Annotated in this window: 16 protein-coding genes and 1 pseudogene; 3 read left to right on the forward strand and 14 right to left on the reverse strand. The window is 42.0% G+C overall.

The genetic code is table 11. From position 1 onward, the window contains the following. Nucleotides 1-3 precede the first annotated feature (3 nt). The 3 genes from CDO33_RS09990 to CDO33_RS10000 all read left to right on the forward strand — a co-directional run bounded on the left by CDO33_RS09990 (nt 4) and on the right by CDO33_RS10000 (nt 2,688). Complete coding sequence (locus tag CDO33_RS09990) at nt 4-678, forward strand: 4Fe-4S dicluster domain-containing protein (RefSeq protein WP_103080738.1); 675 nt, start codon at nt 4-6, stop codon at nt 676-678. Between the two features lie 12 nt (nt 679-690). Further along, nucleotides 691-2,292, forward strand: coding sequence for an FAD-dependent oxidoreductase (locus CDO33_RS09995; RefSeq protein WP_103080739.1), 1,602 nt, complete (start codon nt 691-693; stop codon nt 2,290-2,292). 114 nt (nt 2,293-2,406) lie between these two features. Beyond that, the gene (locus tag CDO33_RS10000) at nt 2,407-2,688 is read left to right on the forward strand and encodes a PQ-loop domain-containing transporter (RefSeq protein ID WP_103080740.1); all 282 of its coding nucleotides are present in this window, start codon (nt 2,407-2,409) and stop codon (nt 2,686-2,688) included. Nucleotides 2,689-2,934: 246 nt separating this feature from the next. Here CDO33_RS10000 and CDO33_RS10005 read toward each other — a convergent pair whose 3' ends face one another. The 14 genes and pseudogenes from CDO33_RS10005 to CDO33_RS10075 form a co-directional block, all read right to left on the reverse strand. Then, nucleotides 2,935-3,360: an EamA family transporter gene (locus tag CDO33_RS10005; protein ID WP_103080741.1), complete on the reverse strand. Its 426-nt coding sequence runs from the start codon at nt 3,358-3,360 to the stop codon at nt 2,935-2,937. A 304-nt stretch (nt 3,361-3,664) separates the two neighbouring features. After that, the gene (gene rbsK / locus CDO33_RS10010) at nt 3,665-4,603 is read right to left on the reverse strand and encodes a ribokinase (protein WP_103080742.1); all 939 of its coding nucleotides are present in this window, start codon (nt 4,601-4,603) and stop codon (nt 3,665-3,667) included. A gap of 66 nt (nt 4,604-4,669) precedes the next feature. Then, nucleotides 4,670-5,584, reverse strand: coding sequence for a nucleoside hydrolase (locus CDO33_RS10015; protein ID WP_103080743.1), 915 nt, complete (start codon nt 5,582-5,584; stop codon nt 4,670-4,672). Between the two features lie 455 nt (nt 5,585-6,039). Next, complete coding sequence (locus tag CDO33_RS10020; RefSeq protein WP_103080744.1) at nt 6,040-7,986, reverse strand: ABC transporter ATP-binding protein; 1,947 nt, start codon at nt 7,984-7,986, stop codon at nt 6,040-6,042. Beyond that, the gene (locus CDO33_RS10025; protein ID WP_103080745.1) at nt 7,986-9,743 is read right to left on the reverse strand and encodes an ABC transporter ATP-binding protein; all 1,758 of its coding nucleotides are present in this window, start codon (nt 9,741-9,743) and stop codon (nt 7,986-7,988) included. The genes CDO33_RS10020 and CDO33_RS10025 overlap by 1 nt, the downstream gene beginning before the upstream one ends. Nucleotides 9,744-9,820: 77 nt before the next feature. Next, nucleotides 9,821-10,282 (reverse strand): MarR family winged helix-turn-helix transcriptional regulator, encoded by a 462-nt coding sequence (locus tag CDO33_RS10030; RefSeq protein WP_103080746.1) that lies wholly within the window; start codon nt 10,280-10,282, stop codon nt 9,821-9,823. Between the two features lie 196 nt (nt 10,283-10,478). Next, complete coding sequence (locus CDO33_RS10035; protein ID WP_103080747.1) at nt 10,479-11,345, reverse strand: MerR family transcriptional regulator; 867 nt, start codon at nt 11,343-11,345, stop codon at nt 10,479-10,481. Nucleotides 11,346-11,546: 201 nt separating this feature from the next. Beyond that, the gene (locus CDO33_RS10040; protein ID WP_103080748.1) at nt 11,547-12,179 is read right to left on the reverse strand and encodes a class I SAM-dependent methyltransferase; all 633 of its coding nucleotides are present in this window, start codon (nt 12,177-12,179) and stop codon (nt 11,547-11,549) included. A 91-nt stretch (nt 12,180-12,270) separates the two neighbouring features. Further along, nucleotides 12,271-13,131: an HDOD domain-containing protein gene (locus CDO33_RS10045; protein ID WP_103080749.1), complete on the reverse strand. Its 861-nt coding sequence runs from the start codon at nt 13,129-13,131 to the stop codon at nt 12,271-12,273. 171 nt (nt 13,132-13,302) lie between these two features. Continuing rightward, nucleotides 13,303-14,184 (reverse strand): GGDEF domain-containing protein, encoded by an 882-nt coding sequence (locus tag CDO33_RS10050; RefSeq protein ID WP_103080750.1) that lies wholly within the window; start codon nt 14,182-14,184, stop codon nt 13,303-13,305. A gap of 68 nt (nt 14,185-14,252) precedes the next feature. Beyond that, the gene (locus tag CDO33_RS10055) at nt 14,253-16,334 is read right to left on the reverse strand and encodes a sensor domain-containing protein (protein ID WP_103080751.1); all 2,082 of its coding nucleotides are present in this window, start codon (nt 16,332-16,334) and stop codon (nt 14,253-14,255) included. A gap of 440 nt (nt 16,335-16,774) precedes the next feature. Then, nucleotides 16,775-17,227, reverse strand: a complete 453-nt coding sequence (locus CDO33_RS10065) for a hypothetical protein (protein WP_103080753.1) — start codon at nt 17,225-17,227, stop codon at nt 16,775-16,777. Between the two features lie 65 nt (nt 17,228-17,292). Beyond that, nucleotides 17,293-17,508 (reverse strand): annotated as a pseudogene (locus CDO33_RS10070) (aminoglycoside adenylyltransferase domain-containing protein); the annotation flags it as partial. 7 nt (nt 17,509-17,515) lie between these two features. Further along, nucleotides 17,516-18,184, reverse strand: coding sequence for a class I SAM-dependent methyltransferase (locus CDO33_RS10075; protein WP_103080755.1), 669 nt, complete (start codon nt 18,182-18,184; stop codon nt 17,516-17,518). Between the last annotated feature and the right edge of the window lie 17 nt (nt 18,185-18,201).

An 18,201-nucleotide genomic window follows, 5' to 3' on the forward strand; every position in this document is an offset into this window, starting at 1 on the left:
ATTATGGAACAAATGGTTAATGTGTTTTTGATGGGCAAAAAATATTCAGTCCCGGCAAATCTTACAATTATGGGAGCAATGGAATATGCAGGATATCAGCTCATCCGCGGCTGTGGATGCCGTAACGGGTTTTGCGGTGCCTGTGCTACAATATATAGGATAAAAGACGACCGGGAACTCAAAGTCTGTCTGGCATGCCAGACCAAGGTTCAGGAAAATATGTATATTGCCACGCTGCCGTTTTTCCCTCTGGTGAAGCAGATATACAACATAAATGAAATCAGGCCTACAGAGCAAATAATGATGCAGCTTTATCCGGAGATATACAGGTGTATCGGCTGTAATGCCTGCACCAAAAGCTGCACCCAGGAGCTTAATGTAATGCAGTATATTGCATTTGCCCAGCGTGGTGAATATGAGAAGTGTGCGGAAGAGTCCTTTGACTGTGTAATGTGTGGAGTCTGCTCCTCCCGCTGCCCTGCAGGAATATCCCATCCACAGGTGGCACTGCTGGCAAGAAGGCTTACCGGCAAATATTTAAGGCCCGGCTCGGAGCATTTGGAAAAAAGGATTTGCGAAATCGAAAACGGAGATTTCAAGGAATTGCTGGAAGGGCTAATGCAGAAGCCTGTGGAGGAACTTAAGGAACTATATAACAACAGAGAAATTGAGAAATAGGGAGGGCTGATAATGTATACACAGGAAATGCTTGATTCTATCAGAAAAGTTGAAGCAACAAGACAGGAAAGACTTGGTCATGAACCAAGAAGGATGACCGAAAGCGAAAAAAACGAGTTATTATATAAATATCATCCCGATTACAGGCAGGACAACTTCTCTGTTTTAAAAATCGGCCCTAACAAGGGAGACAAAGTGCCTGACGAACTGGCCGATCTGCTTCAGGGCAACAGCCGTATAAAGGATGAGGAGATAGATCTTTCCAAAGTGGACTATGATGTTGATGTATTGGTTATAGGTGGTGGCGGCGCCGGTGCATCGGCTGCTATCGAAGCGCACGAAGGCGGCGCTAATGTAATGATTGTCACAAAGCTCCGCATAGGCGATGCCAACACCATGATGGCAGAAGGCGGAATACAGGCTGCCGACAAGGAAAACGACTCCCCTGCCATCCACTATCTTGATGCCCTGGGAGGCGGTCACTATGCCAACAAGCCTGAACTGCTCTACAAACTTGTGACGGAAGCTCCCTCGGCGATCAAATGGCTGAATGATCTGGGGGTTATGTTTGATAAAGCTCCCGACGGCACTATGATAACCACCCATGGCGGCGGAACTTCCCGCAAGCGGATGCATGCGGCAAAAGACTATTCCGGGGCGGAAATCATGCGTGTTTTGAGGGATGAGGTTATAAACCGCGGCATTCCGGTGATTGACTTCACCTCAGCGGTGGAGCTTATCCTTGACGATGAAGGAAAGGCCGCGGGAGCTGTTTTAATGAATATGGAAACCAAGGAATATATGGTGGCAAGGGCCAAGACGGTCATAATCGCAACGGGCGGTGCGGGTCGTTTGCATTACCAGGGCTTCCCCACCTCCAACCATTACGGAGCAACGGCAGACGGCCTCATTCTGGGTTACCGCGCCGGAGCAAAGCTCCTCTATGCGGATACGCTTCAGTACCATCCGACGGGAGCTGCTTACCCCGAGCAGATTTTCGGAGCTCTGGTGACCGAAAAGGTCCGCTCTCTCGGTGCCATGCTGGTAAATGTCAATGGAGAAGCCTTTATGCATCCCCTGGAGACCCGTGATGTTTCAGCAGCCTCTATTATCAGGGAATGTGACGACAGAAAAAAGGGTGTATCCACACCTTCCGGTTCCGGCGTATGGCTTGACACTCCCATGATTGAGATCATTCATGGTGAAGGTACGATAGAAAAAAGAATTCCGGGCATGCTTCGCATGTATTCAAAATATGGAATTGATATAAGAAAAGTACCTATTCTCGTATATCCGACACTGCACTACCAGAACGGTGGTCTGGAGATAAACGCTGAATGTCTTACTACCGTTGAAAATCTCTATGCTGCCGGAGAAGTAGCCGGAGGTATCCACGGCAGAAACCGTCTCATGGGTAACTCCCTCCTGGATGTAATTGTATTCGGACGGAACGCCGGTAAAAATGCCGCAAAGAGATGCAAAGAAGTAAAGTTGGGCCGACTCACCCTTGACCATGTAAGCAGGTTTTCAAAAGAAATGGAAGCCGCAGGGATAAAAAGCAGCTGTATTTCTCCCAAACTATTGCCGATATATACTCGTAGGCACGATAAATAATACTGGCGATAAGCTGCAGCTTCGCCCATCATTTTAGAAAGGAGGACTCTGATGCCAAATTCAATTTCATGGGCTTTGGCCTTCTGAAATTGCGGCTGGCATCGGAAATTTGACATGAATGAATTAGCCAGTGTTTTGGAAACTTTAATGATAGTGAGCTTCGGAATCTCATGGCCGCTTTCCATAATAAGGTCATACCGTTCCCGCTCAACTAAAGGAAAAAGCCTGTTTTTTATGTGCTTTATATTCTTCGGATATATCTGCGGGATTGCATCAAAATGCATTTCCGGCACATATAATCTGGCTTTCTGGTTTTACTTCCCCAATGTCATCATGGTAGGGACAGATATTTGTCTTTATTTCAGAAACAAGAGAATTGAAGCATCCAATAAATAACCATATAAAATGTTTTGCAGATATTCTTCCCCCTTATCATGCAAAACTCAACTATAGAATGGATACAGTAAATTAGACATAAAAATATTGGAAGCTTTAATCTTATAGAATTTTCCTTATCACAAAGTTCCCCCGGCGATGGATTTTGCTCCTGGAAGCACAGCATACCCCCCTTGCCGGGGGAACTTTCATTTGATGGAAAACTCAAAGGGAAATTTACCAATAAACTAGACTTATGAGCTTTAATTACCTGTTTATGAGAAAAAGCCCTATGATGCACAATATTGATCCCAGTATCTTGTTCAATCCAAAGTCTTCCTTAAAAAACATTACTCCTATGGGAATAAGAATCAATGCCAGGATAATATTGGCTACCAATGACCCTACGCTTATATTCCATCCTGCTCTATATACCAGCATGTAGCCCAACTCCAGTCCGACAATTGAGATGGCAAGCACAATGCTCGTCCAGTTTAACCCCTTGAAGGATTGAAAAAAGCCTGCCTCTGTCTTGTAAAAATGGGATGCAGCAAAGGTCAGAATTGCAGCAGTCACATAGGTAGTAAATAATGCCGTAAAAGGATTGGCATTATTTGGCGTGGATTTCTGGCATATATGATACAGAACATTTGATGCTACAACAATTACTATTGAAAACACATACATAAACATGAATATTAGCCTCCTATTTTTTGCGCATATTGTCTTAACCACTACAAGTAGTATAAATATAAATGGGAATAAAAGCAAATGCAGCTTGCCTGAATTGAGCTCAGGCAAAGCATGCATTATCCTGCCCTTATACCTATATAGATCAACATGAAAATAAAAATGTTATTTTCATTATTGGATGCGCTTTGCAAGCATGAGTGGTTATACTAATTATTATCCTGACAAATGAAATGCCCCATTCGTTTTAATCAGCTTTGTCCCATGCATTTCATGTTTATGTTTAGGCCTTTAAAATAAATATCTGCTATCCTTCAAGCCCCTTTGAGATCAAAAACTCAGCCACCTCTTCAGCCGTAGGCAGAGAAGGCTGAGCTCCTTTCCTGCTGACGCATAATGCACCTACGGCATTGGCATATTTAATCGCCTCTCTTATATCGCCGGATTGCATCATTTTTAATGTCATGGCAGCAGTGAAGGAATCTCCTGCAGCGGTTGAATCCACTGCTTTTACCTTATAGGCCGGGAAAATTTCATATTCTCCGTCTTTATACAAAAGCGCTCCCTTGTCACCCCTTTTGATGACAACATACGATGCTTCAGTCAATTCTGCCAGCGCCTTTGCAGCTCTGACCGCACCCTCGGCATTATCTGCCTGCATACCTGTCAAAGCGGCAGCTTCACTCTCATTAGGGCTTATGACGTGGATGCCTTTTAGCCTGGAGAGATCAATTCTTACCGCCGGTCCTGCGTCCAAAACGACAGGAATGCCTTTCGCCGAAGCCTTTTCAAAGGCATAATATACTATGTCCAGGGGGATTTCCAGCTGCAACATTAGCGCATCATAGGATTTCTCCAGAGCATTGTCCACATCCTCCTTTGTAATACGGCTATTGGCTCCCGGGAAGACGATAATCCGGTTATCACCGTTGGATTCCACGGGTATGGCTGCAAGCCCTGTCTGACTGGTATTGTCCTTTATAATAAAAGATGTGTCCACACCATTGTCCTTCAGATTGCGCAATAATACTTCTCCGTTAGCATCGTCGCCGACACGGCCGCAAAAAGTGACCTTTCCGTTAAGCCTTGCCGCGGCAACAGCCTGATTTGCGCCTTTTCCTCCGGGAATATAGGAATATTCATACCCCAGCACGGTTTCACCTGTCAGGGGAACTCTTTCAATATTCATAACCAGGTCCATGTTGATGCTTCCGATGACCAGTATTTTTACTTGACCCTCCATCATAATCCTTCCCTTCCCCAGTATCTTGCATCAATGCCGAAAAAGCAGGACGCACAGCTGTATGATTTTTTAATTCGCAATCTTTCTAAACAGATCTGCAAATATGGGATCTCTATATATAAAGTACGCACTTCTGATAAAATGCCGGGATTGGTCGAAGCTCCAGGTATTATGGTCTGTAATGATCGGACTGTGAACCAGGTGAGTGGGAACCCAGCCAGGATTTATCAGCCATGCGATGGTTGAAATATCCCAGATAACCTTTGACCATGCAAAGGGGTCGTTTGTATAGCTCCTGACTATACTTGTAAGGTAAGTGCCAATTTCACTTTTACCATCTATGTACTGTTCCAGCTCGGAAATTGTCGTCAATAAATGGGTGGTGACACCGGCGCATGGAATTTGCACCAACGGCACTCCGCTGTCAAAGACGATGCGGGCAGATAATATATCCTGGGACAAGTTGAACTCCGTAGCATTGTCCCAAAATAACGCGTTTCCTCCCAGCCATACGACAACTATTTTTCTTATGATGTCCGGCTCAATCAGCATGGCGGAAGCGATATTGGTAATAGCGCCGATTGCGACTACATAGAGGGGATCATCATCATCGGATTTCATTGCCCGGTTGATCAAATCCCTGACCGCATCACTCTCTTCCGGCTTTTCAATATTCTTGAGATAATCGGTGGAGCCTTTAAAAGCAAAATTGTTTGCATCAACCTTCAACATACCGAGGATTTTCAGGATTTCAGTATAGCTTAATTCCATACCCTCTTTAGGACTTGTGGATCTTTCGTTATAAAAGGGTGCTGCATATACCGCTTCAAGATCTATCTTTTCCTTTGATTTAAGAGCATAGGTCAGGGCGAACTGGTCGTCCACTTCATTATATGTATCCGTGTCCAGCACCATTCTCACCTTTCCGGCTGGTGGTTCCAGCCTTTTCAATAATAATTGGGCAGAAAGCTTCGGAAATTGCATGCAAATCCCTCCTAGATAAAGCCTGTGATTATAAGGCTTGTTTGATTAAAATCATCTATGAACAACATTATATATGATTAACATTTATTTGTGGTTAACATTGTTTGCGATTATTACACATAATTGCTGCGTAGGATTAACATCATTTGCGATTAACATTATTTATGATCAAAACATTACTTGTGATTATCATTGCTTTCTGTTATCAGTATTTGTGATTGCTGTCCATTTATGATTATTATTGTGAATACTTATTGTTATGATTACCATTGTTGCCTTTACCATCATTTGCGATTACTATTGATTGCAACTTCCAGTGTTTATGCATTATTATGATTATCACTGCCTGTTATTTATATTGCTCATGATCAGAACGGCTGCCGTCATAGCATGTATGCCAGCAGCCGGTATTATTTTTCTGACTTTATATATGAAGCAATACACGGTCCTCCCTGCTAGTCCAGTTCAACCGCCCCCGTGTAGAGCTGATAGTATCTTCCGCGCATTGCCAGGAGTTCCTCATGGGTACCCTGCTCTACAATCTCACCTTGTTCCAGCACGATGATCATGTTGGAATTCCGCACGGTGGAAAGCCTATGGGCGATTACAAAGGTAGTCCTGTCTTTCATCAGCCTATCCATTCCCTGCTCGATATGCTTTTCCGTCCTTGTGTCAACAGAGCTGGTGGCTTCATCGAGTATCAGGATAGGAGCTTTCGAAATGGCCGCCCGCGCAATATTCAAAAGCTGGCGCTGACCCTGGCTCAGGTTGGCGCCGTCCCCTTCCAGAACCGTGTCATATCCCTCCGACAATCTTTCTATAAAGGAATGGGCATTGGCTATCTTGGCAGCGGCTATTACCTCCTCATCGGTGGCATCAAGCCGTCCGTAGCGGATATTCTCCCTCACCGTTCCGGAAAACAGATGGGTATCCTGGAGCACCATAGCTATATTGCCTCTCAATGACTCCTTCTTGATTTTTTTGATATCTATGCCGTCAATCAATATCTGTCCTTCCTCTATTTCATAAAACCTGTTGATGAGGTTGGTTATGGTCGTCTTGCCTGCACCGGTAGAACCGACAAAGGCGATTTTCTGGCCGGGTTTTGCCGTCACGTTGATGCGCTTCAGTACGGTCTTATCAGGGGTATAGCCGAAAGTCACATCCTTCAGCACCACCTCACCTTTTATCGGTACAGCACCCTGTTTTGGATGTGCCTCGGAGCATATCTCCACCGCATCCTCCGGATCTGGCGCTTCAGGTGCCTCATCCATCACATCAAACACTCTTTCTGCTCCCGCCAGAGCCGCGAAAATGGTATTCACCAGCATGGACAATTCATTGATAGGCCTTGAAAACTGCCTGGAATAATTGGTAAATATCGTGAGCCCTCCGATATCAAAATTTGCAGTAAGACACAGGATACCACCGATGGTTGCAGATATTGCATAGCTTACCTGGCTTAAATTGCCCATAACAGGTCCCATGATACCGCCGAAAAACTGTGCCTTAAACTGCTTGCCCCGCAGGTCATCGCTTAATAATTCGAATTCTTCCATAGCCGTATCTTCATGGTTGAAGACCTTTATAACCTTCTGTCCGGTTATTGACTCCTCGATGTACCCATTGACAGCAGCCAGAGCCTGCTGCTGACCTATATAATATTTGCGGCTTTGCTTGCCGATAAATCCGCCTACATATATCAATGCCGGCACTGTCAGAATGGTAATTATTGCCAGAATCCAGTTGGTGACAAACATCAGTACGATTGTGCCTATCAGGGTGACAACGCCGGAAAATATCTGGGACAGCGTATTATTAAGCATCATGCCCACTGAATCCAAGTCGTTGGTAAAACGGCTCATGATTTCACCATGGGTATGGGTATCATGAAATTTCACCGGGAGCTTCTGAATTTTGCCGAACAAGTCTTCCCTGATCTTAACCAGCGCATTCTGGGATACTCCTATCATAATTCTCTGCTGCAGGTAGGTACATATGGTACCAACAGCGTAAATGCCTGCCATCACCAGGATGCCCATCACAAGATTCATCAACTTCTCTTCTGCGGACTTGGCCGGATCTACCAGATTGTTGATTACAGGACGCAAAATATAGCCGCCTCCCAAGCCAGCCAGAGAACTGCCCAGTACACAGGCAAAAACAAATGGTATTTTTATCTTATCCCGGCCGATATATGCAAACAATCTTCTGATTACTCCGAATGCGTTTTTAGGTTTTCCGCCGCCCATGGCGCCATGAAAGCGTCCCGGCCCTCCAGGACCTCCCGGCCTTCGCCCCCTAGGTCCCGGTCCTCCCGGACCAAAAGACGGGCCTCCTGCGTTCTTGCCTCCATACCTGCGCAGCAATGCCTCTTTTCTTTCCTCGCTAATACGACCCATTATGCCGTCACCTCCTTGTTCATTTGGGGATGCTCCTTATCCATCTGCGAATAGTAAATCTCCTTATATGCTTCACAATCTCTCATTAATTCTTCATGGGTGCCTATTCCGGTGATCTTTCCGTCATCAATCACCACGATTTTGTCTGCCTCTATCACAGAAGAAATTCTCTGGGCAATGATGATTTTCGTCGTGTTCTTCAATTCATTTCTCAGGCTTTCCCTGATTTTTGCCTCTGTTGCCGTGTCCACTGCGCTGGTGCTGTCATCCAGAATTAAGATTTTAGGCCTTTTCAGCAGCGCCCTGGCAATGCACAATCTCTGCTTTTGTCCGCCGGAAACGTTGGTACCACCTTGGCCCAACTCAGTTTCATATCCATCTTTAAAGGATGAGATAAATCCATGGGCCTGCGCGCTCTCCGCAAACTTGCATACCAATTCGTCATCCGCGTCTTCATTTCCCCATTTGAGGTTTTCCTTAATTGTGCCGGAAAAAAGGACATTTTTCTGGAGCACTATGCCGACTCCGTCCCTGAGATTCTTCAAGGAGTAATCCTTCACATTCACATCGTCCACCAGCACTTCCCCCTGGTCTGCATCGTACAGCCTGGGAATAAGCTGTACAAGACTGGACTTGCCGGAACCTGTTGACCCGATGATTCCCACCGTCTCTCCAGGGTTTATTACCAGATTAATGTTTTCAAGAACCCATTTTGCGTTATTTTTGTAGTATTTAAAGCACACGTTTCTGAATTCAACCTTGCCATGGGCTACAGTCAAATCCTTTCTGGAAGCATGTTCATCCGTAAGGTCGATATCTGTGTTGAAAACCTCATTAATACGCTTTATCGATGCCAGCACTCTGGAGCTGTTCAGAATAATCATGGAAACCATCATCAAAGACATCAAAATCTGGACCACATAATTCACAAATGCGGTAAGAATTCCTGTGGTCATGCTTCCCGCTATAACCTGCCTGCCGCCAAACCATACAACAGCTAAGGTTGTGACATTCATAGCCAAGGTTACCACTGGGATGGCAAAAATGACTACCTTCAGTGCGTGGATTGTACTGTCCTTCAAGTCCGTGTTTGCCCTCTTGAATTTCTCCTCCTCATACTTCTCCCGTATAAAGGATTTGACAACCCGGATATTCGTCAGATTCTCCTGGGTGGCGGTATTTAATGCGTCCAGCTTCTTCTGCATGGCTTCAAAGCGAGGAAATCCGGTCTTTATTATGCAGTAGATGGTGAATGCCAATATGGGAATGATGCACATTATAACCGTTGCCAGCTTGGGATTCAATGAAAAGGCCATAATTAGCGCACCGATAAACATGCCCGGAGCCCTCAAAGCCATCCTCAGCATCATCTGGATCATATCCTGTATCATGGTTACGTCGTTGGTCAACCGTGTGACCAAAGAGCCTGTGCTATATCGGTCAATATTGGCAAAGGAAAACTTCTGAATTTTGTTGAAAAGGTCCTTCCTTAAATCGTTGGCAAATCCTGAGGATGCCTTGATGGCAAAAAAAGCACCTCCGGTACCTCCCGCCATCATGATGAACGCTGTTATCACCATTGCCACACCCATCATGATTATATAAGAAATGCTCCTGCCTCCATTTACTCCTTTATCGATGATATTGCTGAGCAGGAGCGGCATGACTACCTCACCTATAACCTCAACAATCATAAGAACGGGTCCTATGATAAATGCGGGAAGATATGGTTTAACATATTTCCAATATCTTTTCATAAATTTTTAACTCCTTCAAACCTAAAACTTAATATGATGCTTAATTAACTCACTATTTAACTTGTTTTATATAATTTTCATTTTATTTCTTCTTCCATCCTGGCCAAATTAGAGTCCAGCTTTCGCAGCAAGGAAGACAAGGTAGATAACTCTTTTTCGGTAAACCCGTCAAAGAGCTTCTGATCCACCGACTCAAAGATTTGCTTGCTCTGTTCCACTACTTTATTTCCTTTTTCAGTGATGATAATCTGATTGAGCCGGTTATCCTCCTCGTCCATGATTTTCTTGATATATCCCCCTTTTTCAAGTTTTTTCAGGGAAACCGCTATTGTCGCCGTCGATACCTCCATCGACTCGGCAAGCTCTTTTTGCGAGGCGTACCGGTTATGGGAGATTTTCATCAGCAAATGGTGCTGAGCTTGGTAAACCCCTGTCTCCTGGAGATAATGCTGCATGACTTTCCTGTGTTTTATCACCAAACCAATCATCAGTTGTACGGTTTCTTTAATAAGGTTTCGGTTAATCTGGTTAGGTACCATTTCCTTCCTTCTCACCACCTTTTAGCACATTTCATTAGTTGGTTTATAGTTAACATTATAATTATTAACTAGTTAACTATTCCTTAATATATCACTTCTTTTCCTATGATGTCAATAGCCAGTTTTCATGGAATCTTTCATAAAAAAGTAAAGGGGTTCGGCAAACCGCAGTTTCCCGCCCCCCGATTCGCAAGTATTATTTGACTTGAGGATATTTATCCATGAAAATTCTGTTTGCAGCCTGGAGCTTATCAAAATACTCTCTATAGGAATTGCTCAATATTTTCATATTCTCAACAAATATATCATAGTAGCCGTTCTCTTGAAGGAATTGGGACAGCAATTGCCGCATTTCATAAGCCGGTGTTTTTTTGAATTCATCCGAATTTCTATATTTCAGATATTCATCAATGGATTGCTTGTTCCTTTCCAGATACTCATCGGTATTATTTACAGCCTCCATAATTGCTGAATTGAGTTTTTCCATTGCCTGCTCCGACTGCTCGAAAAATTGACACAGATATTCTTCCACCTCTTTCGGGAATTCTATTTTTTGAATTCCGTCCAGATAGTCAATAATTTTATTGTACGCCTCTTGTTTTTCATCGGTATCAATCTGTCCGTCAAGGAACTGCCCGAAGTGCAGGCATAAATACATTCCATAGACGCCTGGGAAAGCTTGAAGCAGCCTTTCCTTAATTGTAAAATGCTTTTCAATGTTATCTTCAACATAGGCAGCCGTCTGGTCAATATCATAATCTTTCATCAACTGCTCCAGACATTTTTTCTTGGCCAGGGATTTCTCCACTTCCAAATCAGCCTTGTATTTGCATTTTGCCAGGGCAGCTCTTTTGTTATTGCTGGCCAGAATATCCTTGATATCGCCAACACTGATGCCTAATTTTCTTAGCACACTGATTTCCTTTAATGCAGCAACATCATCATCGCTGTAATTGCGATATCCGTTGTCTTCAACCGCCGGAGAAATCAACCCTTGTTCTTCGTAATATTCAACAGCCTTCTTCGTCAGTTTGCATTCTTTGCAGACATCTTTAATAAACATTTCCATCACCTCGAAATTATCATAGACCAACCCCCAAGGCGCTAGTCAATACCTATTTGCACGAAATTCATGACGGGTTTTCTCCGGCAGCATCCCCTAAGTTAAATGGCTGCACCTTCATGATTTTACTTCCAAGTTATTTAGTTTTTATAAAGCTCATGCTTTTCTTTGTACATTACCGAATCAGTCAAGCCCATGTTATTATTTATTCTTTCTTAACACAAAATAACATTGATTATCTACGTATTCCATTCCTCTGCTTGTATTTTTCATATCCCTTTTTGATTTTCCATGCTTGTTATATATTTCGGTGTGATTTTTACTGGCATTTTTATCGATTACGTATTTTCTGCCCCTTTTATAGACGATCGCATCCAGAATTGCCATAGAATCTCCCAACGCGTCTTCCGCATCCCTATGATGATTATTGGTCAAAATAATCCCACCGGGCTTTACATACTTTATGCATGATTTCGAAATTTCACCGGCATATAACGAAATCAGCAAATCGTAGTTTTCTTCCCTTACTGGCAGCGGTTTGGTATAATCTCCATGAATAAACTGAATATATGCAGATTGCTTATATTTTTTATTGCTGTTTACAAATTCCAAAATACTTCGCGCATCATTAAAGAACTCCTCTGCAGCTGCGCTTTTGTCTACATATATGACATGCGGGAAGTAAAAGGAAGGGGTTATATGTATCGAGCAGCCCGGATATAAGACAGTACTGCAGTCATATGTCCTTTTTAATGCCTCAAACAGCCCTGCTCTGTCAAAATTCATATCTGTGTAAAATCTTTTGTAAGAGTCAACATTCCTATCGCTGTTCATGCAAGCCTCCGCACTTAAACTTTACTCAAACGTCCTCTTCATCCTATCTTTTGCTGTTGTTTCAGACAGCGTTCAGAGCCTTTAAGGCATCTTACAAATCAAAGCTTACAATACGATCTACTTTGTCCACTTCCTTGGGCAGCCTCCTTGCTATATCGTCTACAAATTCTTTAGAAAGGTTTAAAAGCTCCATTGTTTTGTCCAGATAGATAAAATTCTTATTGTTTCCTAACAACCTCTCGTAATAGTTGGTGCTTATAGCATCTGCCAAGTGCAATATCCTGATTTCATTATTAGTATTGCTGTTTATGAATGGAGTATGATGATACTTGACTATATCCTTGATTTCCTCCGGCAATCCCCACTCATCGCACAGCCACATTCCGATTTCCATATGTGTCAGTCCGCTTAATACAATCTTTTCTGCTGCCACCTGATGCAATCCTTTTAACTGCAGTGAAAAAATTTTATCCAGGTGTTCCGGCAAGCATATATCTAAAACTGTCACACCAATGTCATGTATTAATCCATATGTAAACATTTTATCCTTATCACACAAGCCGGTTTCGACTGCAATCATGTGACCGGCGATGGAAGTGCCGATGCAATGCTTCCAGTATGCTCTATTATTAAATATTTTAGTTCTTCCATCCTTATTTGATAATAATAATCGGGTTATGAACATGATGGCAATGGTCCTGACATTTTTTGCGCCCAAATATAGAACTGCGTCTTTCAAGGTCAATATTTCACGGTTTAACTTCGTACCATAGTTTAAGACTTGTATTAAAATTGCTTCTAACCTGGGAAGACTGGATATCTTCTCAATGCATTCATTCATGTCAAATTCACTGGGTTCCAACAGCATGTTCAAAGTTTCGCCAAATGCCTTTGGTATTTGGGGTAGGTAATTTGACTCCTTGATTAGCTTAATAATTGGATGATTTTGCATTGTAATCCCCCTCTCAGAAATTCTGAGCAGGGAAATCGTGCTTAAACCAATGGTCGTGGAAGAAATACAAGTAACAAATCTCCAGTTCTGCTTTCAATACTCCTGGTGATTTTCCTGCTCGTATAATTATTTTATATAGTTAAAGACAGTATTCCGACTGTCTTATAACCCTTATTGAACCACCTTATTGCGGCCTTGCTTTTTGGCTTCGTATAACTTGCTGTCTGCCAGCTTTATTAAGTCATCAGATTCCAATGTGGTATCCTTGACAGTAACCAGGCCAAAGGAAGCCGTCACCTTTATTAATATATCATCAGCTTTTACTGTCATATTTTCAACTTCTTTTCTTATTCTCTCCACTATCTTGCCGGCCTGTTTATCATTTACATTATGTAAACATATTAAAAACTCATCCCCACCGTACCGTGCTATCCAATCAGTTTCATTTCTAATGGATTCAATCATAACATCACTGAACTTTTTAATGACAAGGTCACCCACATAGTGGCCGTATGTATCATTTATGCTTTTGAAGTCATCGATATCCACCATGACAATAGTCAGATATTGGTTGCTTTCATTGCTGCGAGCTATTTCAACAGGAAGCATTTTATTCATGTATCTTCTGTTGTATAAGTTGGTGAAGGAATCTTTCAGCAAAATACTGTTTATGTCGTTGGTAATATTCCTTATCTCATGCTCATTTTCCCTGTCAACCGTTTCAAAAAGCAGATTTCCAGTAACATCCTTAAGCAATTCTATGACCATTGCCTTTCCTTGTATTTTTACAGGTGTTGCAAAAAATATGTGCATCTTTTCCATGTCATACTGTATCTTTACAAAAGTTTTATTTTCTTTTAAAGCCTTTTCGGCAATACATTCCTTGCACATCTCACTGGTTTCCCAAAATGCGTAACAGTCAATATTTCGGTATATTAACTTATCTTCCTCAAGGGTGATTGACTTCCTGGCTATCGGGTCAACAACCCGTATAATATCAAACACCTTTTCATAGGGCTCTGTCACTTGCTTAAATATATCATATTCAGTCATATGTTACGTATCTTCTCTCCTTTAACTCTGAGTCCTGGTTTGCGTTACAGCCTTTAATTATCTTTTTATTATGTATGCAATAGACTATCTATTTCTTCCGGCGGCAGCGGTCTGCTCACCAGGTATCCTTGCCCCAACTGGCATCCGGCTTCTTTTAAATATAACAATTGCTCACTGGTTTCAATTCCCTCTGCCACCACGGTTAAATTCAAGCTTTTCGCCATCGCTATTATAGATTTAACCAGGTTTTGCTTTTTTGAAACATTAAGCAGGCCGTCAATAAATATCTTGTCTATTTTCAACTTGTCCAACTCAAAAAGATCAATCTGCCCAAGGGAAGAAAAACCCGTACCAAAATCGTCCATGGAGAATTTAATGCCGTACTTTTTCAGCCCCTTAAGGTTCTTGACAATCGTTGCCAGGTCGCCGGAAGATACTCTTTCAGTTATTTCCAATTCGATGTTATCGGGTTTGACATTATTTTTTTCTATAATTTCCATAACTCTTTTGCAAAACTCTGCGTGTTCCAACTGCTCTACCGAAATATTAACCGCTATAGGAAAGATACCGTAACCTTTTTGCTTCCAAAGGTTGATTTGCTTGCATACCTGTTCCAGCACCCATTCTCCAATGTATTTAATATGTCCGGTTTTTTCTGCCAGAGGTATGAATACATCCGGGGATACCCTGCCAAAAACAGGATTATCCCATCGCAGCAGCGCTTCCGCTCCTACAATATTCTTAGGATTTCCCACATCAAATATCGGCTGATAATAAACTGACATCTCTGAGTTGGATATTGCCATTGTCAAAAGGTTGGCCATCCGAAATCTCTCTTCAATTTCGCGGGAAATGTCCTCGGAATAAAAGAATATTCTCTTTTCTGACCGGCCATTTTTCTTATACAGAGCCGTTTCTGCATATCTTATCAAGGTTTCCGCATCCCTGCCGTCATCGGGAAACCTGCTGATTCCAATATTAGTTTCAATATTCAATACCGTATTTTCTATCATAAATGGCTGCCTGATGCTCTCCAGCAGCTTTTCCGCCAAGTTGACCACATCCGTTTCCTCGCCAATGGATTTTGACAGAATCACAAACTCATCTCCGCTATATCTGGATAAAATACTATTATCCTTTATTACCAGCAGCAATCGCTTTGAAATTTCAATCAATAGCTTGTCCCCGATATGATGCCCCAGAGAGCTATTGATTTCCCTAAAGCCTTCTATATCTATAAAAATGACTGAAAATCGCTCATTGTCCTTGCGGGTTTTAATATGCTTGTCCACAAGCTGCAGAAAGTGCCCACGGTTGTACAATCCTGTCAAAAGGTCTTTTTGCTGCAGTTCAGCCATTCTTCTGTCAATTTTCTTCTTTTCCGAAAGATCTTTGAAAATGCCGACATAATGGGTGGTTTTATTTTCTTCATCCTTTATGCTGCTTATGGTCAGCCATTCAGAGTAGAGTTCTCCGTTTTCAGCTTTGTTCCATATCTCTCCGCTCCATGTGCCCTTATTCTTCACTTGCTCCCACATTTCATTATAAAAGTGTTGATCCTGAATCCCTGACTTCAGTATGTTCATTTTCCTGCCCTTTACTTCCGGCAAGGAATAACCGGTTATTTTATTAAAAGCAGTATTTATCCATTGGATATGACCGTCGGTATCGGTAATTACCACGCCTTCTGAAGTATTCTCCAGGATTTTTTTAAATACCGGCATTAAATCCTTGTTAAGATAATCTTTTTCGGTAAGCTGTCCTTTCAACTGTTCCGTCTCGTTGATATCTGTCATGACGGCGTAGAGAGTTCCGTTTTCATTAACAATTCTTATATCAGCCGGAAAGTCATTTCCGTCCTTTCTTTTATGCATCCATCTGAAGGATATCTTGTCTTCACTGCCAAGAGCGTTTTTGAAAATCTTCTCACCTTTATCAATTGAAGAACTTCCGTCCGGTTGTTTCTCAGGCGACAATTCATACAGCCTTCTGCCTATGATCTCTTTTTTGCTCTCATAACCAAATATCTTTACGGCAGCGTTATTGCAATCAATTACGACCGTGTCCCTTATAACATAAAGGGCACACGGAAACAGATCCAGCAAATTTTCATGTCTGTTCTTATGGCTTTTATATGTTTTTGTCACCATGTTTTCTCCCCGAACATATTATATAGTTTTATTATATCATTTTCCCTCAATTTAAATAATTGAAACTCGTTCAGAGAAGCAATTCTACATAATTCATTAAGTCATAATGCTTTAGATGGCCAAGACAATTTCTCCGGCCTTCCAAATTGGATTTTTCTTTCATATAGTGGAATTCATCTGGCGCATCCACCTGCCCATGCATCTTATATAGCTTAGGAATGAATTCAGCTAAAATGGATGTATTGATTGCTGTATGCCTTGAATCCTTTTGGAACAACAATCATCCATTTCAATCAGCTGGTTTCAAACCAATTTTATATAGGAAAATAAAAAAGGCTAAATCGTACGCACGCCAGCCGCGGACATTTAGCCTATCCACCCGTGAAAGTACGGGAGCATGATTTCACTGTTATTGAAGTCATCAGCAATTAATTGTTAAATCATTCACTAATATTTTTACCTTTTATGCTTTTATATAGATTTAGGGCTATATTGGCCGGAAATAAACGCTGCTCAAACAAAAGGACAATTGATAGGCCAGCTCCAAGCAATCCAATAATAAAATACAAGACATGCAAAAAAGCAACCGCCCTTAGCATTACACATTGAACGACAATCCATATGACTAATGCCCAACTAAAAACACTACTTATATATCCCTGGAATTTTGATTTGGCCCGCAGTGTAAAAGCACTGATGATATTCCCAAGTCCAATTACAGTAAACAGAATAATACCAGGAATAAGGTAATCATCAAAAGGTGTATTTTTCAATGGGTCTAACGGCATTCCCAGCGGCGCCTTAGGATAAATAATTGCGGCTGATCCGCCAAACAGGGCTCCTATTCCCACAAATATATGCAAAACAAACAGCGCACGGTATATTCCCTTCATTTTAATATAATCCTCCTTCCCGACAGATTATAGCTTTTAGTAATGCCTCTCTTAACTCTGCATTCTCAATTATTTCTCTCAAACTGTATTCCTTTTTCAAGACAAGTTTCTATCGCCTTTTTCATGCTATTTGCGAGTTCTGCGGTCTCTTTTTCCAGGCCTTGCCACTTATCAATGCACTCTCCAAGATAGGCTTTTTTAGCCATTTCAAGCAAGTTGGCTTGATCTTCAGGAAGACGAGGTATTGCCCATTCTGCGGCCACATCCTTTGAAGAAATTTCACACAAGTCACTTTTGCCAAACCAGCAAATAGCGCCAAAAAAGCTTACGCTTAACCTTTGCCGTCGGGATATGTTTGTTTACCAATGACCTTATTTCATCCATCGTCATATATGTATCATGCCTGCCATGCCTTTCCCAAACTTCTTTTGCATGCTCATCGTCTTTATTAAGCCTGCCATTTTTTAATAAATTCATTATTATGTTAGGGAGAAAGGCACTTCCCCATATGATATAATCGCTTAAGGATTTTGCTTTCACAAGGTCCAATATAATGAGTCTGCCGCCTTTTTTAAGCTTATCCTTGGCAAAATTCAAAAGCCATTCATAAGGCAGATGGTGTGCTGTGGCCGTTGATATAATTACATCAAGGCTGTTGTCTTCAAACCCCATGTCGAGAATGTTTCCGCAAATATACTCAATATTCTTATTGGAATGCAAAGCCTTTGCCTTTTCAATCATCTTATCGGCAAGGTCAACTGCAATTACCCTTTTAGCTTTCCGGGACAGCATAAAGGAGAGTTCCCCTTTGCCGCATCCGATGTCAAGGCAAGTTTCTGCATTATGTGGTATAAGCTTTATTAGTTGATTGAAATAGCAATTATTGTGATTCCATTTTGGTTCATCAAGCTCCGATATTTCGTTGAAATCAGCTTTTACAACATTATAATCTTCCATTTTCTTCCCTCACAAAA

This window comes from Clostridium thermosuccinogenes (genome assembly GCF_002896855.1).
In the GTDB taxonomy this organism is placed as follows: Bacteria; Bacillota; Clostridia; order Acetivibrionales; family DSM-5807; genus Pseudoclostridium; species Pseudoclostridium thermosuccinogenes.

Excerpts from the sequence above, each read along its gene's own strand:
- CDO33_RS10055 (WP_103080751.1), bottom strand. The coding sequence starts at position 16,334 with ATGGTGACAAAAACATATAAAAGCCATAAGAACAGACATGAAAATTTG.
- CDO33_RS10005 (WP_103080741.1), bottom strand. The coding sequence starts at position 3,360 with ATGTTTATGTATGTGTTTTCAATAGTAATTGTTGTAGCATCAAATGTT.
- CDO33_RS10025 (WP_103080745.1), bottom strand. The coding sequence starts at position 9,743 with ATGAAAAGATATTGGAAATATGTTAAACCATATCTTCCCGCATTTATC.
- rbsK (WP_103080742.1), bottom strand. The coding sequence starts at position 4,603 with ATGATGGAGGGTCAAGTAAAAATACTGGTCATCGGAAGCATCAACATG.
- CDO33_RS10030 (WP_103080746.1), bottom strand. The coding sequence starts at position 10,282 with ATGGTACCTAACCAGATTAACCGAAACCTTATTAAAGAAACCGTACAA.
- CDO33_RS10035 (WP_103080747.1), bottom strand. The coding sequence starts at position 11,345 with ATGTTTATTAAAGATGTCTGCAAAGAATGCAAACTGACGAAGAAGGCT.
- CDO33_RS10040 (WP_103080748.1), bottom strand. The coding sequence starts at position 12,179 with ATGAACAGCGATAGGAATGTTGACTCTTACAAAAGATTTTACACAGAT.
- CDO33_RS10075 (WP_103080755.1), bottom strand. The coding sequence starts at position 18,184 with ATGGAAGATTATAATGTTGTAAAAGCTGATTTCAACGAAATATCGGAG.
- CDO33_RS10020 (WP_103080744.1), bottom strand. The coding sequence starts at position 7,986 with ATGGGTCGTATTAGCGAGGAAAGAAAAGAGGCATTGCTGCGCAGGTAT.
- CDO33_RS10050 (WP_103080750.1), bottom strand. The coding sequence starts at position 14,184 with ATGACTGAATATGATATATTTAAGCAAGTGACAGAGCCCTATGAAAAG.
- CDO33_RS10015 (WP_103080743.1), bottom strand. The coding sequence starts at position 5,584 with ATGCAATTTCCGAAGCTTTCTGCCCAATTATTATTGAAAAGGCTGGAA.
- CDO33_RS10000 (WP_103080740.1), top strand. The coding sequence starts at position 2,407 with ATGAATGAATTAGCCAGTGTTTTGGAAACTTTAATGATAGTGAGCTTC.
- CDO33_RS09995 (WP_103080739.1), top strand. The coding sequence starts at position 691 with ATGTATACACAGGAAATGCTTGATTCTATCAGAAAAGTTGAAGCAACA.
- CDO33_RS10045 (WP_103080749.1), bottom strand. The coding sequence starts at position 13,131 with ATGCAAAATCATCCAATTATTAAGCTAATCAAGGAGTCAAATTACCTA.
- CDO33_RS09990 (WP_103080738.1), top strand. The coding sequence starts at position 4 with ATGGAACAAATGGTTAATGTGTTTTTGATGGGCAAAAAATATTCAGTC.
- CDO33_RS10065 (WP_103080753.1), bottom strand. The coding sequence starts at position 17,227 with ATGAAGGGAATATACCGTGCGCTGTTTGTTTTGCATATATTTGTGGGA.